This is a genomic window from Kitasatospora sp. NPDC089509, assembly GCF_044749365.1.
Taxonomy (GTDB): Bacteria; Actinomycetota; Actinomycetes; order Streptomycetales; family Streptomycetaceae; genus Kitasatospora.
The window spans coordinates 608,850-625,411 of the sequence record NZ_JBIVHS010000001.1; the positions used below are offsets into that span (position 1 = coordinate 608,850).

12 protein-coding genes are annotated in these 16,562 nt (G+C 73.7%); 7 read left to right on the forward strand and 5 right to left on the reverse strand.

Going from position 1 to position 16,562, the window contains the following annotated elements; all coding sequences use genetic code 11:
- Positions 1-6 precede the first annotated feature (6 nt).
- The 6 genes from ACIP4P_RS02310 (at position 7) to ACIP4P_RS02335 (ending at position 8,163) form a co-directional block, all read left to right on the forward strand.
- Positions 7-2,028, forward strand: coding sequence for a beta-galactosidase (locus ACIP4P_RS02310; protein WP_400913853.1), 2,022 nt, complete (start codon positions 7-9; stop codon positions 2,026-2,028).
- Positions 2,025-4,196, forward strand: a complete 2,172-nt coding sequence (locus ACIP4P_RS02315) for an MGH1-like glycoside hydrolase domain-containing protein (RefSeq protein ID WP_400913855.1) — start codon at positions 2,025-2,027, stop codon at positions 4,194-4,196. The genes ACIP4P_RS02310 and ACIP4P_RS02315 overlap by 4 nt, the downstream gene beginning before the upstream one ends.
- Before the next feature lie 88 nt (positions 4,197-4,284).
- On the forward strand, positions 4,285-4,986 hold the full coding sequence (locus tag ACIP4P_RS02320; protein WP_400913857.1) for a ribonuclease H: 702 nt from the start codon (positions 4,285-4,287) through the stop codon (positions 4,984-4,986).
- A 270-nt stretch (positions 4,987-5,256) separates the two neighbouring features.
- Positions 5,257-5,964, forward strand: a complete 708-nt coding sequence (locus ACIP4P_RS02325) for a hypothetical protein (RefSeq protein ID WP_400913858.1) — start codon at positions 5,257-5,259, stop codon at positions 5,962-5,964.
- Positions 5,965-6,006: 42 nt separating this feature from the next.
- Positions 6,007-6,288: a hypothetical protein gene (locus ACIP4P_RS02330; RefSeq protein WP_400913859.1), complete on the forward strand. Its 282-nt coding sequence runs from the start codon at positions 6,007-6,009 to the stop codon at positions 6,286-6,288.
- Positions 6,289-6,333: 45 nt separating this feature from the next.
- Complete coding sequence (locus ACIP4P_RS02335) at positions 6,334-8,163, forward strand: DUF1003 domain-containing protein (protein ID WP_400913860.1); 1,830 nt, start codon at positions 6,334-6,336, stop codon at positions 8,161-8,163.
- Between the two features lie 267 nt (positions 8,164-8,430).
- On the opposite strand, the gene ACIP4P_RS02340 is transcribed toward ACIP4P_RS02335, so the two are convergent.
- From ACIP4P_RS02340 to ACIP4P_RS02360, 5 genes are all read right to left on the reverse strand, one after another.
- Complete coding sequence (locus ACIP4P_RS02340) at positions 8,431-9,801, reverse strand: hypothetical protein (protein ID WP_400913862.1); 1,371 nt, start codon at positions 9,799-9,801, stop codon at positions 8,431-8,433.
- Between the two features lie 167 nt (positions 9,802-9,968).
- Positions 9,969-10,865 (reverse strand): carbohydrate ABC transporter permease, encoded by an 897-nt coding sequence (locus ACIP4P_RS02345; RefSeq protein WP_400913863.1) that lies wholly within the window; start codon positions 10,863-10,865, stop codon positions 9,969-9,971.
- Complete coding sequence (locus tag ACIP4P_RS02350; RefSeq protein ID WP_400913864.1) at positions 10,852-11,925, reverse strand: carbohydrate ABC transporter permease; 1,074 nt, start codon at positions 11,923-11,925, stop codon at positions 10,852-10,854. Before ACIP4P_RS02350 ends, ACIP4P_RS02345 begins: the two co-directional genes overlap by 14 nt.
- Positions 11,915-13,168 carry an extracellular solute-binding protein gene (locus ACIP4P_RS02355; RefSeq protein WP_400913866.1) on the reverse strand — a complete coding sequence of 418 codons (1,254 nt, stop codon included), beginning with the start codon at positions 13,166-13,168 and terminating at the stop codon, positions 11,915-11,917. Before ACIP4P_RS02355 ends, ACIP4P_RS02350 begins: the two co-directional genes overlap by 11 nt.
- Positions 13,169-13,221: 53 nt before the next feature.
- On the reverse strand, positions 13,222-14,214 hold the full coding sequence (locus ACIP4P_RS02360; protein ID WP_400913868.1) for a LacI family DNA-binding transcriptional regulator: 993 nt from the start codon (positions 14,212-14,214) through the stop codon (positions 13,222-13,224).
- A 220-nt stretch (positions 14,215-14,434) separates the two neighbouring features.
- Between ACIP4P_RS02360 and ACIP4P_RS02365 the strand changes: the two genes are divergently transcribed.
- Positions 14,435-16,486, forward strand: a complete 2,052-nt coding sequence (locus ACIP4P_RS02365; RefSeq protein WP_400913871.1) for a glycogen debranching N-terminal domain-containing protein — start codon at positions 14,435-14,437, stop codon at positions 16,484-16,486.
- The last annotated feature ends 76 nt before the right edge of the window (positions 16,487-16,562 follow it).

A 16,562-nucleotide genomic window follows, 5' to 3' on the forward strand; every position in this document is an offset into this window, starting at 1 on the left:
GCACCAATGGACCGACTGACCCGCGTGCCCGGCCTGTTGTACGGCGGGGACTGGAACCCCGAACAGTGGCCCGAGGAGGTGTGGGCCGAGGACGTGAAGCTGATGGCCGAGGCCGGGGTGAACCTGGTCACCGTCGGCGTGTTCTCCTGGGCGCGGCTCCAACCCGACGCCCACAGCTGGGACTTCGGCTGGCTGGACCGGCTGCTCGACCTCGTCCACCGGCACGGCGTCGCCGTCGACCTGGCCACCGCCACCGCCTCCCCGCCCGCCTGGCTGGTCCGCGCCCACCCCGAGCTGCTGCCCGTCACCGCCGACGGCGTCCGGCTGGAGTTCGGCTCCCGCCAGCACTACTGCCCCTCCTCCCCGGTCTACCGGGCCGCCGCCGTCCGGCTCACCCGGATGCTCGCCGAGCGCTACCACGACCACCCCGCGCTCGCCCTCTGGCACATCCACAACGAGTACGGCGACCACGTCCAGGAGTGCTTCTGCGCCGAGTCGGCCGCCGACTTCCGCCACTGGCTGCGCCGACGGCACGGCACCGTCGAGGAGTTGAACCGCTCCTGGGGGACGGCGTTCTGGTCCCAGCGGTACAACTCCTTCGACCAGGTCGAGCCGCCGCGCACCGCGCCCGGCCCGGTCAACCCGACCCAACTGCTGGACTGGCGGCGGTTCTGCTCGGACGCCCTGCTCGCCCTGCACCGCGCCGAGAAGGCCGTCCTCGACGAACTCTCGCCCGGACTGCCGGTCACCACCAACTTCATGTCGATGCTCAAGGCCCTCGACTACTGGGAGTGGAGCCGGCACGAGGACGTCGTCTCCGACGACGCCTACCCCGACCCGGCCGACCCGCGCGCCCACGTCAACGCCGCCCTGAACTACGACCTGATGCGCTCCCTCAAACAGGGCCGACCCTGGCTGCTGATGGAACAGGCCCCCTCCGCGGTCAGCTGGCGCCCGGTGAACGTCCCCAAACGCCCGGGCCTGTACCGCCTCTGGTCGCTCCAGGCGCTGGCCCGCGGCGCCGACGGCGTGCTGCACTTCCAGTGGCGCGCCTCCGTCGCCGGCGCCGAGAAGTTCCACAGCGCGATGCTCCCGCACCGGGGCACCGCCGGCCGGGGCTGGCAGCAGACCCTCGCCCTCGGCGCCGAACTGCGCCGCCTCGGCGAGATCGCCGGCAGCCGCAGCCGCGCCCGGGTCGGCGTGCTGCTCGACTGGGACAGCTGGTGGGCGCTCGAACTGGACGACCACCCCTCCGCCCGGATGCGCTGGCTCGACCTGCTCCGCCCCTGGTACGCCGCCCTGTACGACCGCGGCACCAGCGTCGACTTCCTCCCCCCGACCGGACCGTACGACGGCTACCGGCTGCTGCTCGCCCCCAACCTCTACCTGCTCGACACCGCCACCGCCGAACGCCTCACCCACTACGTCCGGAACGGCGGCCACCTGGTCTGCGGCCCGTTCAGCGGCATCACCGACCGCCACGACCACATCCACCCCGGCGGCCACCCCGGCCCGCTGCGCGAACTGCTCGGCCTGGTCGTGGACGAGCACTGGCCGATCCCGGACGGGGAGACCACGTCCGTCCACCTCGACGGCCGGGAACTGCGCGCCGAGCGCTGGAGCGAGTGGATCGAGACCGAGGGCGCCGAGACCCTCGCCCGCTACGGCTCCGGCGAACTCACCGGCCGGCCCGCCGTCACCCGGCACCGCCACGGCACCGGCAGCGCCTGGTACCTCGGCTGCCACCTCGGCCCGGACACCGGCCGGGTGCTCGACCTCCCGCTCGCCGAGGCCGGGACCGGCCCCGAACTGCCAGGCCTGCCCGACGGCGTCGAGGCCACCCGCCGCCGGGCCGCCGACGGCACCGAGTACCTCTTCCTGCTCAACCACGGCCCCGCCGACCGGACCGTACCGCTGACACGACCGGGCACCGACCTGCTCACCGGCACCGCCACCGGCGACACCCTCACCCTCGCCCCGCTCGGCGCCGCCGTCCTCCGCCTGCCCGCCCCCGAGGAGCGCGCATGAACCCGCTGACCCGCCGCCACTTCCTCACCGCCTCGGCCCTCGCGGCCGCCGCCGGCCCGCTGGCGGCCCCGGCCATCGCCCACGCCGCACCGGAAGACCCCGCCGAGCCCGCAGACCTCGGCGCCGAACGCTACGCCGACGTCCTCGACCTGCACGGCACCCCCACCCGGGCCTACCCCGGCGACAACAACCCGATCACCGTCTTCGCCGACCTCGGCGCCTGGCACGCCTACGCCCTGCCCCGCCCCACCGACCCGCTCGGCGGCTTCACCGGCCCGCTGCACCTCGCCCAGGAGTACCCCTGGTGGCTCAGCGACGGCCTCACCCGCCTCCGGCTCACCGAGCAGGGAAAACCGCTGGACCTCGCCGCCGCCGGAACCCCCGTCCTCACCGCCCTGCCCGGACTGCTCCGCCAGTCCTACGCCCTCGGCGGCGGCCTCGCCCTCACCCTCGAACTGCGCTTCGCCGGCAACCGCACCGCCCTGCTGCGCGCCCGCCTGGCCAACACCGGCCGCACCGCCCGCACCCTGGGCGTCAGCTGGACCGGCACCCTGCTGCGCCCCGCGGACGGCCCCCAGCACGAAGCACCGCGGCTACGGGCCGCCGAGCACGGCGTCGAGGTGGACTTCGCCCGGGTCCGGCAGACCTGGGACTACCTCACCGACGGCACCGAGCGCTTCGCCGTCCGGCACGCCCAGCCCGTCCGGGTCACCGTGGACGGCGACACCCACCGCACCGAACTCGCCGAAGCCGTACGGCTGTCGCCCGGCACCACCCGCACCCTGGACTGGACCGAGAGCTACACCTTCACCGCCGCCGAGTACGACCGCGCCGCCCGCGAGGCCGGGGCGGCGCTGCGCACCCCCGAACGGATCGCCGCCACCGGAGCCGCCCGCTGGGCCGGATACGTCGCCCGGGCCACCGAGGGCGTCCCGGCCGACCGCCGCCGCACCGCCGTCAAGTGCGTCCAGACCCTGGTCACCAACTGGCGCAGCCCGGCCGGGCGGATCCGGCACGACGCCGTCACCCCCTCGCTCTCCAACAAGTGGTTCAGCGGGGTCTGGGCCTGGGACACCTGGAAACAGGCCGTCGGCACCGCCCTGTTCGCCCCCGACCTCGCCGCCGACCAGATCCGCGCCGTCTTCGACCACCAGGTCCCGGCCGGTTCCGCGGACCGTCCGCAGGACGCCGGGATGGTCCCCGACTGCGTCTTCTACAACGACCCGAGCACCGGCGGCGGCAACTGGAACGAACGCAACTCCAAGCCCCCGCTGGCCGCCTGGGCGGTCTGGGAGGTCTACCGGCACGGCGGCGACCGGGCCTTCCTGCGCGAACTGCTGCCCAAGCTCACCGCCTACCAGGACTGGTGGTACCGCACCCGGGACCACCTCGGCGAGGGGCTGTGCGAGTACGGCGCCACCGTCGACCCGGCCAACGCCGCCCCCGAGGACTGCCGGCAGGCGGCGGCCTGGGAGTCCGGCATGGACAACGCCCCGCGCTTCGACGCCGCCGGCGTCGTCCCCAACCGGGACGCCCGAGGCACCCTGCTCGGCTGGTCGCTCACCCAGCGCTCCGTCGACCTCAACGCCTACCTGGCCGCCGACCACCGCCACCTGGCCGCGATCGCCGCCGAACTGGGCGACCGCCCCACCGCGGACCGGCTGCGCGCCCGGGCCGGGCGGATCGACGCCGTGATCCGGGACACCATGTACGACCCGGCCGACGGCTGGTTCCACGACACCGACCTGACCTCCGGCGCCCGGCTCACCGCCCGCGGCCGCGGCATCGAGGGGGCGATCCCGCTCTGGTCCGGCACCGCCGACCCCGCCCAGGCCCGTACCGTGCGCGCCCTGCTGCTCGACCCGGCCGAGTTCGGGACCCCGATGCCCTTCCCGACCGTCGCCCGCAGCTCGCCCGCCTTCGACCCGGCCGGCTACTGGCGCGGGCTGGCCTGGCTCGACCAGACCTACTTCGCGATCGAGGGGCTGCGCCGCCACGGCTGGCACCAGGACGCCCGGGCGGCCGTGCGGCGACTGCTCGCCGCCGCCGAGGGCCTGGGCGGTGACGGTCCGGTGCGGGAGAACTACGACCCGTTGACCGGCGCCGGCCGCAACTCCACCAACTTCAGCTGGTCCGCCGCGCTGCTGCTGCCCCTGCTGCGGCAGTGAGCCCGCCACCCGGCCCGCTTCGGTTCCGGGCCGCCCCGTTTCCGGCCCGCTTTGGCTCCGGGCCGCCTGACCAGGCATGATCGGGGGCATGGTGGAACGAGTCATTGCAGCGTGTGACGGAGCGGCCAAGGGCAACCCGGGCCCGGCGGCCTGGGCCTACGTGGTGGCGGACGGCGCCGGGGCGCCCCAGCGCTGGGAGGCCGGGCCGCTCGGGCACAGCACCAACAACATCGGCGAGCTGACGGCCCTTCAGCAGCTGCTGTCCGCCACCGACCCGGCCGTCCCGCTGGAGGTCCGGCTGGACAGCACCTACACCCGCGACTCGGTCACCAAGTGGCTCAAGGGCTGGAAGCGCAACGGCTGGAAGACGGCCGCGGGCAAGCCGGTGGCCAACCGCGAGCTGATCCAGCGGATCGACGAACTCCTGGAGGGCCGGGACGTCACCTTCGTGTACGTCCCCGCCCACCAGGTGGACGGCGACCCGCTGAACGCCATCGCCGACAAGGCCGCCAGTGACGCCGCCCGCACCCAGCAGGCCGCCGCCGGGACGGCCGCCGACCTGCCGGTGCCCGACCCGGCCGCGGCGGCCAAGGCCCCGAAGGCGCGCACCACCTCCAGCGGCACCGGCGGCACCGGGGCCGCCGCCAAGCGCAGCGGCGGCACCTCGCGCACCCTGAACGCCCGTTTCCCCGGCACCTGCCCGTGCAGCCGCCCCTACGCCAAGGGCGACAAGATCACCAAGGTGGGCAGCAGCTGGGGCCACCCGGAGTGCGCCGCCACGCACGCCTGAGCACTCGCGCAGGCCTGATCACCCGGCACGCCTGAGCACCCGCGCGGCGGGGGGGGGGGGGGGGGGCGAACCCGGCGGCGCGGCCCGGCGGGGGGCGCGGCCCGGGCGGGCGGCGCGGGGGGGGGCGGACGGGGGGGGGGGGCCCCCGGGCGCCCCCCTCTCCCGCGCCCCGCGCCCCCCCCCCCCCCCCCCGCCCCCCCCGGGGGGGCGGGGGGGGGGCCCGGCCCCCCCCCCCGCCCCCCCCCGCCGCGGCGGTGGACGATACCGGGCATGACGAAGCGTGTGCGGAAGGACGGGCGGGGCCGCCGGACGGCCCTGCGGGGCGCGGTGCTCACGGCGGCCGTGGCCGCGGTGGTGCTCGGCGTCGTCGGCGGCGAGGCGGTGGCCGAGGGCTGGACGGGCGTCTGGGAAGGGAAGCCGTACCCGGTGGCCGACCCGGTCGCGGTCGCCGCGCACCTGGACGCCCGCACCCAGTCCGTCTACGACGCCCTCGACCTGCCGCCCGGGCTGACCCTGTCGTCGGAGCCAGACATCGACGACGGGATCACGGCGCGGATCTACGGCGTCTGCCGACCGCGCGGCCTCGCCCACGCCCTGGAGAACCTCAACGACGGCGGCGCCGACCAGCCCCGTACCGCCGTGCTGGGCGCCCGCTTCACCCTCGCCGGGGTCACCGGGGCCCAGCGGACGGAGGCGCTGGACCGGGCCCGGCGGACCCTGACCGCGCAGGGCTGGACGGTCGGCGCCGTCGACGACTTCGGTCATGGCCCCCGGCTGGCGCTGACGCCACCGGCCACCGGCCCGGGGGCCCTCGCCGAGACCGCCTCCGTCGGCTTCGACCCGGTCGGCCACACCCTCGTGGTGATGGCGACGACCGAGTGCGCGAGCTACCCCGGCTCCACCCCGGTGGACGCGCTGGGGATGCCGATCGGGCTGCCCACCGCCACCGCCCCGACCGGGCTGCGCGCCGCCCACTGAGTCCCGCGCCGCTCCCACCCGTACAGACCGTTGGGAGAGGAAGTGAGCACGGTGATCGTCTCGGAGACCCCGGAGTTCCACGTCGGGGACCAGGTGTGGGTCTACCGCGACTCCTCCTACGGTGCGGTCGAGAGCGCCGTCGTGGTGGCCGCCCCGGCCGACCACAGCCTCCGCCTGGAGTTCGCCGACGGCCACCGCAACCACCTCCGGCACGGCCGGGTCGAGCTGCACCTCGCGCCCGGCACGGGTGTTGACGGCGCGTTAAGAACGTCGTTCGTCCGCCTGCCGGGTCGGCCGACTGCTGGCATCATGAACCGGCCATGACCACGACTCCCGCGCCGATGCCGGAGTCGAGCGGGAGGAGCGGGCGTGACGGACGCCGGTACGGGGATCGACCAGCCGCGGCAGCAGCCGGTGGCGATGGCGGACGAACAGGTCGGGCTGAACGGGGCGATCGCGGCCGCGCTGACCCGGGCGGTGGGTTCGATGCCCGCCCTGTACGTCACCCTGGTGGTGGTCGGCGGGTGGATGGCGCTGGCGACCTGGGGGCCGCTGCACGCGATCGACCCCTACCCCTTCGGGTTCCTGCTGTTCCTCGACAACGTGGTCCAACTGGTGCTCTGCCTGGCGATCCTGGTCGGCCAACGGGTGCTCGGCCAGGCCGCCGACCGCCGGGCGGTGCAGACCTACGAGAACGCCGAGGCGATCTTCGCCAAGGTCGCCGACCTCCAGGAGCACCTGGACCGGCACGACCGGGCGCTCGGCCGGGGCGTCAGTCTGCTGGAGACCAGCGGGCACCCGTGGATCCACCGGCACCGGGTGCAGCAGCCGCCGCAGGCGCTGGACCAGGTCACCGGGGTCAACGGACGGATCGCCGCCTGGCTGACCGGACGGCTGGGCAGCATGTGGGCCTTCTACCTCGCGGCCGTGACGCAGGTGGTGTGGATCGGGATGTCCCGGCTGGGACTGCAGACCTTCGACCCGTACCCGTTCGCCTTCATGAGCTTCCTGTCCACCCTGGCCCAGCTGATCTTCATGATCGTGATCATGGTCGGCCAGGACGTGCTGGGCAAGGCCGGCGACCGCCGCGCCGAGCAGACCCTGCTGGACGCCGAGGCCGTGCTGTACGAGTGCGGCCGGATGAAGGACCGGCTGGAGGCGCAGGGGATGATCATCGAGAGCCTGGCCGACTACACCAACGCCCAGGTCACCCGGCAACTGGCCCGGGCCATCCACCGGAGCCGGGTCGCGGCGGCGGTCGAGGACGGCGAGGAGGCGGGCAGCCGGCCGGCCCTGCTGCCCTGGGAGGAACTGCCCGAGGAGCTGCGGACGGCCAACCGGCGCCAGGCCCGGCAGCTCGGCGACCGCCTCGCGGCGGTCGGCTGCCTGATGGTGCCCGCCTCCGAGCAGACCGCGCCCGAAGCCGTCGGCGGCTTCGAGGACTTCACCGAGGAGGAGGCCGAGGTGCTGGCCCGGCTGGAGCACGAGCACGAGCACCGCTACGGCACCGGCGCCGAGTCCGGGACGTCCGGCCAGGACGCACCGGTCCCCGGTCAGCGGGACGGCCGGGCGGCCTTCCTGCCCTGGGAGGAGCTGTCCGACCGGGCCCGGGCGCGGACGGTGGAGTCGGTGCGGCTGATCCCCGCCGTGCTCGCCGAGGTCGGCTTCCAGGTGGTGCGGATCGGCCGGGTCGCGGACGGGGTGGGGGAGTTGGACTTCACCCCCGAGGACTGGGCGACGCTCGGCCGGGCGCTGATGGCCTCCGGCGTGCTGGTCGCCCTCGCCGAGGGCGTCGCGGACCCGGAGGAGATCATCGCGATCGTCAAGCTGCTGCGCGAGGCGAGCACCGGCCACCCCCGGCGCTTCGTCCGCGAGCTCGCGGCCGCCTCCACCTTCGACACCGGGCTGCGCCCGGAGACCCGCTACGCCGAGTACCGCGGGCCCGCGCTGGAGACCGTCCGCTCGGCGGCACGGATCGTCGCGGAGCAGGCGCCGGACGAACTCGCCGAGTACCGCGCCTTCCTGCTGGAGATCGCCACCGTGGTCGCCGACGCCAACGAGGAGGGCGGCTTCCTCGGCCTGGGCGCGCGCACCCGGGTGCCCAACGAGCTGGTGGCGGTGGAGGCCGTCCGGACGGCGAGCGACCCGGAGGCGCCGATGCCGGTGCGGGCCGAGGTCAGCCTGCGCAAGCGGGGTTGAGCCCCGGGCAGCTAGGTCCTGTCCGGCCGATCTTGCCGGGCGCGCGACGCCGGATCATCCCGCCTGGACGCACGGCCGAACCGACCAAGTACGCCCAGTACGAGGACGGTCCGGCCGCACGCCCAGCCGGGCGCCCGACGCCGCGCGCTGATCCGACAAGATCGGCCGGACAGGACCTAGGCGGCCCCGACAACGCGACCGGCCGACCGCGGAGGCGGTCGGCCGGTCGCTGCGTCAGGAGCGCAGCCGTTCCTCAGACGGGGACGGTCACTTCTCCGTGGCGAGGGCCTTGATGTCCTCGAAGCCCAGACCCATCTTGTTGAACGCCTTGGCCTGGGCCTCCGGCACACCGAGCGCGGTCAGCTGCTTGAGCTGGGCGTCCGTCAGCGGCGCGGCGTCGGCGGGCACCGGCGGAACGCCGCCGTCCTCCGCGGAACCCGCGTCCGCGCCGCCCGAGGCCAGCGCGAGGAAGGTCTTCATCAGATCCTCGGTGGTCATCTTGGTGGCGTCGGCGGGGGCGTCGACCTTCGGCGCCTCCTGGTTGAAGGTCAGCTTGACCGGGAAGTTGACGCCCGGCTCGACCTTCTTCTCCAGCTGGGCGAGGTCGAAGGTGGCCGAGGAGAGCGCGCCGTTCTTCAGGTAGAGGTCGGCGCCGACCTTGCGGTCCGGGACGTCCTTCGGGGCCTCGGTCGGGAACTTCTTGAACTGCTGCGGGAACTTGCCGGAGAGCGGCTTGAGGGCCTTGTACAGCTCGTCCACGGCCTGCTTGGCCGGGGCGCTCATCCAGATGTGCTCGGCGCCGTCCTGCTTGCCCTTGTCCTCGAAGGTGACCGTCCGGTTGAAGACGTCCTTCAGCGAGTTGAAGAGCTCCTGGCCGGCCTGCGGGTCGACCGAGGGGACCGCCTCGGGCTTGCCGCCCTTGCCGTCCTCGGACTTCTTGGCCTCGTCGGCCAGCTGCTGGAGGTCGAGCGAGACCCACTTGCCGGTCAGCACGTCCTTGGCGGGGGCCATGTCGGCGGGCAGGTCCTTGGCGACCGTGTCGATCTCGGACGGGTCCTGGCCGGTGAGCTTGAGCACGCTCTTCATGTCGACGTGCAGGTACCCCTTGGCCTCGACCTGGCGGTACTCCAGGAGCGGGGTGCCCTTCTTGTCCGCGATCGTGTAGGCGACCCGCACCGACTTGTCGAGCGAGACGTCCTGCTGCGCCTTGGCGTCCTTGGCGGTCGCGTTCTTGAAGGCGTCGACGTCCTTGAGCGGCTTGTCGGCGGAGATCGCGACGGATATGGAGAGGCCGGACAGCCCCTTCGCGCTCTGCTCGTCGACGGGGTCGTCGCCGGTGGCCTTGGAGAAGGCGACGATCTGCTCCGGCGTGGCGTCCACGGAGAGCGTGAAGCCCGCCGACTTGCCGTCACCGACCTTGCCGAAGGCCTTCGACACCTTCTGACCGGCCGAGAGCTGCTCGACGGTGCCGCAGGCGGTGAGGCCGACGGCGAGGACGGAGGCGGTGACGGCGACGGGCAGCGCGCCGCGTGCGGCCTTGCGGATGGCGGTGTTGATGGTGGAACTCCTGTGTGACAGGGCCTGATCGAACGGGATCAGGCCGATCCCTCCCCTGCGGTGAAGTGCACCGCAGCGCAATACAATGTCAGCACAGTATCAGCAAGGATGCACACGATTATTTGACCCCGGCTTTAACGGATCCGGCCTGGATGACGACCCCGTGGCCGGGTTCCGCCCCCGCCCGGACCGGCGGGTGAACCCGGCCACCGGCCCCGTCCGTTACGGGACGGCGCGGCTGGACTCGGCTAGCCCTTCGAGGAGCCGGAGTTGGCGCCCCGGACGAAGTGCCGCTGGAACAGGAAGAACAGCAGCGCCACCGGCAGGGTGGAGACCAGCGCCGCCGCCAGCTTGAGCGGGTACTGCGACCCGGAGCCCAGCCCGCCTGCCACGAAGTGGGCGAGACCGGTCGTCAGGGTGTCGTGCTCGCTGGACTGGGTGGAGACCAGGAAGTGGGTGAACTCGTTCCAGGAGCTCTGGAAGGAGAGCACGGTGAGGGTGATCAGTGCGGGCCGGGCCATCGGCAGCACCACCGACCAGAAGATCCGGAACGTCCCGGCGCCGTCGATCCGCGCCGCCTCCTCGACCTCGCGCGGCACCGACTCGAAGAACTGCTTCATGATGAAGACCCCGGCGGCGTCGACCAGCAGCGGCAGGACCATCCCGGCGTAGCTGTCGAACATCCCGAAGCTCTTCAGCACCAGGAACTTCGGGATCAGCAGCACCACGCCGGGCACCGCCATCACCGCCAGCACGAAGGCGAACAGCGCCCGGCGGCCCGGGAACCTGAGCCGGGCCAGGGCGTAGCCCGCCATCGAGTCGAACAGCACCCGGCCGGCCGTGATCAGGACGGTCACCAGCACGCTGTTGCCCAGCCAGCCGAGGAACGGGACGTTCTCCACGCCCTCGGCCAGCCCGAACAGCCGCCGGTAGGAGGCGAGGGTGCCGCCGTCCGGCAGCAGCGTCATCGGGTGGGCGGCCGCGTCCGGGTCGGTCTTGAAGCTGTTCGCCAACTGCAGCAGGAACGGCAGCAGGTAGAGCAGCGCGAAGCCGAGCAGCGCGGCGTATCCGAGCAGGCGGGCCGGCCGGGGGAAGCGGCCGAGCACCGGCCGGTCCGCGGCGGCCTTGCGGTCAACGGGTGGCACGGGGGACTCCCTTCGGGCGCGGTTCCGGCTTCGGTTCCGGCTTCCCGCCCCGCTCCCGCAGCACCCACCGCTGCACGGCGGTGAACAGCAGGACCAGGCCGAGCAGGACGAAGGCGATGGCGGCGCCCTGCCCGTAGTCGGCGTTGTCGAAGCCGGCCGAGTAGGACAGGTAGGCGGGGCTGAGGGTGGTGTTGCCGGGCGCTCCCTTGCCCGTCACGTAGACCTGGTCGAAGACCTGCCAGGTGGAGATCAGGCCCAGCGTCAGCACCAGGAAGAGCACCGGCCGCAGCGCGGGCAGCGTGACGTTGCGCAGCAGTTGACGGCGGTTGGCGCCGTCCAGCGCGGCGGCCTCCTCCAGTTCGCGCGGGATGTCCTGGAGGGCGGCGAGGAAGATCAGCATGAAGCTGCCGGAGGTGGTCCACACCGCCATCAGGATCAGGACGCACATCGCGACCGAGGGCCCGGCGAACCACTCCGACCAGGGGAGTCCGAGCGGCCCGCCGGCGGTCGGCGCGGGCTGGTCCACGCCGAACCACCCGAGCACCAGCCAGACCAGGCCGCGCGGGTCGGCGAACCAGTTGGGGCCCTTCACCCCGAACCAGGACAGCATCCGGTTGACCGCGCCGCTGCCCTGGAACAGGAACAGGAAGATCGTCGACACGGCGATCGAGCTGGTCACGGACGGGAAGAAGAACACCGTGCGAAGCGCGCTCCGCCCGCGCAGCAGCCGCTGGTTGACGGCGATCGCGAGGGACAGCGCCAACAGGGTCTGCAGCGGCACGGTGAGCAGCACGTAGTAGAGGGTGTTGCGCAGCGAGGTGGCGAACAGCGTGCGGTCCAGGCCGTCCACGGCGAACAGTCGGCGGTAGTTGTCCAGGCCGACGAAGTCCGCGTCGCCGCCGAACGGGTTGGACTGGCCGTCCCAGTGCAGCAGGCTGACCCAGAGCGCCATCCCGATCGGCAGGACCATGAACAGGCCGAGCACCAGCACCATCGGGCCGGTGAACAGCCAGCCCCAGGCCCCCTCGCGGAGACGTCCGGGGGTGCGGTCACTTCGCATTCTTGAGGGCCTGCTCGCCGTTGCGCTGGAGGGCGCCGAGGATGGTCGCCGGGTCACCGGTGCGCAGCGACTGGAGGTCGGTGTTGAACTGGGTGAGCACCTGGTTGAACCCGGGTATGGTGACCGGCGGCTGGGAGTGGGCGACGCCGTCGACCCAGGCCTTGGACTCGGGGTACTTCTGGGCGTACTCGGCCAGCGCGCTGGTGCGCGAGGGCATCACGCCGAAGGCCTTGGCGAACTCCAGCTGCTGGTCGGCGCCGGTGAGGTGCTTGACCAGGTCCACGCCGGCCGCCTGGTGGCTGCTCTTCGCGGCTATGCCCCAGCAGTTGCTGAAGGCGAGGGTGCCGGGGCCGCCCGGCCCGGCGGGCAGCGGGAGCACCTTGTACGGGACGTTCGGGTAGTCCTTGGCCATCGCGCCCTTGAGCCAGTTGCCCTCGATGGTCATCGCGGCGCGGCCCTTGCCGAGCGCCTCGCCGCCCCAGCCGGCGTCCACCTCGGCCACGTACTTGGCGGAGCCGGCCTTCATCATCCCCTGGAGGTACTCCAGTGCCTGCTGGTCGGCGGGGCTGTCGGCGGTCATCGCGGTCTGCTCGGGGTTGGTGATCCAGCCGCCGGCCTGCTTCAGCAGGGCGCCGACCCGCTGGTAGTCGGGGGCGGTGACCAGGCCGGTGACGCCGTCCTTGGTCAGCTTGCCGGCGTCGTCGGCGAGTTGCTGCCAGGTGGTGGGGTAGTCGGCCTCGGTCAGGCCGGCCCGCTGCCACAGGTCGGTGTTGACGGCCAGCGCCAGGGTGGAGCTGTCCTTGGGCAGGCAGGTGAGCTTGCCGTTGTAGCTGAAGGCCTTGCGCAGCTGCTCGGAGAAGTCGGCGACGTCCGGGATCCGGTCGCCGTAGGCGTACAGCGAGCCGCCCTTGGCGTAGTTGGCGAACTGGTCGGAGTTGACGTAGAAGAGGTCCGGCGGGTTGCCGCCGGCGAAGGCCTGGCCGAGCTGCTGGTTGATGTTGCTGGCGATCTGCACGGTCACGGTGTTGCCGGTCCGCTGCGCCCAGTCGGCGGTGGCGGCCTTGACCGCCGCCGTCTCGGCCTCGCCGGAGGTGGCGATCAGCACGGTGAGGCTCTGGTGGGCGCCGGAGGACTGCTGGGCGGGGGAGGCGCCGAAGCCGCCGGAGGAGGAGCAGCCGGTGACGGCGCCGAGGGCGACGGCCGCGCAGACGGCGGCCGCGGCGAGGGTGCGGGAGGTGACCATGCGGGGTCTCCTTGCGGTGGGAGGGGTGGTGGAGAACCTTCGGGGGAAGGGCGTCACGCGCTTTCGCGGAGGACCAACTCCGGTTCCAGCAGGACGTGTTCGATGGGTCGTCGGTGGTCGCCGAGGCGTTCCAGCAGCAGCTGCATGCAGGCGCGGCCGACCGCGTCGAGCGGCTGGGCGAGGCTGGACAGCGAGGGGAACAGCAGGGGGGCGATCGGGGAGTCGTCGAAGCCGATGACGGCGGCCTCCGGGCCGGGGGTGCGGCCGGCCCGGCGCAGCGCCTGGTACCAGCCGAGGGCCAGGGTGTCGCTGGCGGCCACCACGGCGGTGGCGCCGGTGGCGAGCAGCCGTTCGGCGGCCTCGGTGGCGTGTCCCGGGTCGTCCGCGCTCTCCATCCGGCGGCCCCGGGTGGACAGGCCGAGTTCGCGCATCGCGCCCTGCCAGCCGCGGGCGCGGTCGTCGCCGACGCCGGAGCCCTTGGGCCAGCCGAGGAAGCCGATCCGGCGGTGGCCGAGCCCGGCCAGGTGGCGGACGGCGGCCGAGGTGCCGGCGGCGCCGTCGACGTCGACCCAGTCGCCGACGTCCCGGCCGCTCCAGGTGCGGCCGAAGGCGACGTAGGGGACGCCGCGTTCGTGCAGCCAGCCCTGGCGGCGGTCGCCGCGGTCGGTGCCGCTGAGCACGAAGCCGTCGGCGCCGTGCTCGTCCAGGAGTTGCTGGTAGCCGGTGAGTCCGTCGTCCTCGGGGGCGACGGCGAACAGCACCACCCGGTAGCCGGCCCGGTCGGCGGCCTCGGAGAGGGAGTGCAGGAACTGGTCCAGGACGGGGGTCGGCACGCCGGTGCTGCTGGAGCGGATGCCGTAGCCGATGAGTCGGCTGGCCCTGGTCTTGAGGGCCTGGGCGGCCCGGTGCGGCCGGTAGCCGAGTTCGTCGATGGCGCGGCGGACCCGCTCCAGCGTCTGGGGGCGCAGCAGGTCGGGTGAGTTGATCGCGTTGGACACCGTCTGACGGCCCACGCCGGCCCGGGCGGCGACCATTTCGAGGGTCACCGCGGACCCTGTCCTGGGCCTGGGGGATGAGTGTGCATGCATGACGGTGATCCTAGGTTCTGTCGCCCTCGACAAGGGTTTGTCGCCACGTTTGGAGCGTTCCAATACGGGGTTCCCTCCTGCCCACCAGGCGAGTTAATGTCTTGGAACGCTCCAATGGCAGAAAGGTTGCGCCCGGGTGGAAGCAACTGTCAAGACCCGAACCCAGAACGAGGAGACCATGTCAGCGATCGAGCTGCAGCCGTTCCTGCACGACGCCCGGCTCTCCGTGGCCGCCCCGAGCTTCTGCGCCGCCCGCCCCGACGGCCGGATCGCCGAAGGCGCGGACGGCTTCTACCACGGCGACCGCCGGATCCTCTCCCGCCTGGAGGTCGGCGCCCCCGGCATCCCCAACGTCCCGGTCGCCGCCGCCGACGGCGCCGACGGCCACACCGCCTTCGTCACCGTGCTGCGCGGACTCGCCGAACAGACCGCCGACCCGGCCACCACCCTGGAACGCCGCCGCGAACTCCACCCCGGCCGACTGGTCGAGCGCTACACCCTCCACAACGCCGGCGGCCGCCCCGCCCGACTGCGTCTGGAGGTGCGCGCCGCAAGCGACTTCGCCACCATGGACCACGTCAAGGCCGGCCGCACCGGCACCCCCGTCCGGCCCGAGGCCCACGGCGCCGGCCTGCGCTGGAGCGCCGGCCCGCTCACCGCCGCGCTCACCCTCACCCCGGCACCGGACCACCTCGACCCGGCCACCGGCACCCTCGGCTACGAGCTCGAATTCGCCCCCGGCCAAAGCTGGCAGGCCGTCCTGGAGTGCACCGCCGAGCACCGCGACGGCGACCTCTTCCCCGCCGCCACCAGCACCCCCTGGAGCACCCCCGAGATCACCGGCCGCGACCACCACCTCGCCCGCTGGCTCACCCGCTCCCACCACGACCTGCGCGGCCTGCTGCTCACCGACCCGCTGCGCCCCGCCGACGCCTTCCTCGGCGCCGGAGCACCCTGGTTCCTCACCCTGTTCGGCCGCGACTCGCTCTGGGCGGCCCGGATGATGCTCCCGCTCGGCACCGAACTCGCGGCCGGCACCCTGCGCACCCTGGCCCGCCGTCAGGGCCGCACCGTCGACCCGGCCACCGAGGAGCAGCCCGGCAAGATCCTGCACGAGGTCCGCCGCGCCGAACAGCACCTGGACACCGGCGCCCACCTGCCGCCCAGCTACTACGGCACCGCCGACGCCACCCCGCTCTGGCTCACCCTGCTGCACGACGCCTGGCGCTGGGGCCTGCCCGCCGACCAGGTCGAGGAACTGCTGCCGCACGCCGAGGCCGCCCTCGGCTGGCTGGAGCGGTACGCCGACGCGGACGGCGACGGCTTCCTGGAGTACGTCGACAGCACCGGCCGCGGCCTCTCCAACCAGGGCTGGAAGGACTCCTCGGACGGCATCCGCTTCCGCGACGGAAGGATCGCCGCCGCCCCGATCGCGCTCAGCGAGGTCCAGGCCTACGCCCACGAGGCGGCCGTCGGGACCGCCGACCTGCTGGAGGCCTTCGGCCGCCCCGGCGCCGCGCACTGGCGGCAGTGGGCCGAGCGGATGCGCGAGCGCTTCCGCGACCGCTTCTGGACCGCGGACGAGCAGGGCCGCTACCCGGTGGTCGCCCTCGACGGCGCCAAGCGGCCGGTGGACTCGGTCACCTCCAACCTGGGCCACCTGCTCGGCACCGGACTGCTGGACGCCGAGGAGAGCGCGCTGGTGGCGGGCCGGCTCACCGCCCCCGGTCTGGACAGCGGCTTCGGGCTGCGCACCCTGGACGCCGCCAGCACCGGCTTCAACCCGCTGGGCTACCACACCGGTTCGGTCTGGCCGCACGACGGCGCCATCGCCGTGCACGGCCTCGCCCGGGCCGGGCTGCACGGGGCCGCCGCGCCGCTCGCCGACGGACTGGTGCGCGCCGCCGCCGCCTTCGACCACCGGCTGCCCGAACTGTTCGCCGGTTACCCGCGCGACCAGTACGCCACGCCCGTCCCGTACCCGGCCTCCTGCCGCCCGCAGGCCTGGGCCGCCGCGGCCGCCGTGCTGGTGCTGCAGTCGCTGCTCGGACTGGACGCGGACGTGCCCGGCCGCCGGCTGTGGGTGCGCGAGCGGGTCCCGGCCGGGTACGAGTCGCTGCGGATCCGCGGGCTGAGGGTGGCCGGGCTGCCGATCGAGGTGACGACCGACCACACCGGGACAGTACGGCTGGACGCCCCGGAGGGGTTCACCGTCACCACCGTGCGCTGAGCCGGAACGGCCGCCGCCCGGGCGTCCGCAGGATGCTCCGTGTGCCGACTCACCCCCGCCGGGACCGGGCCCGGCG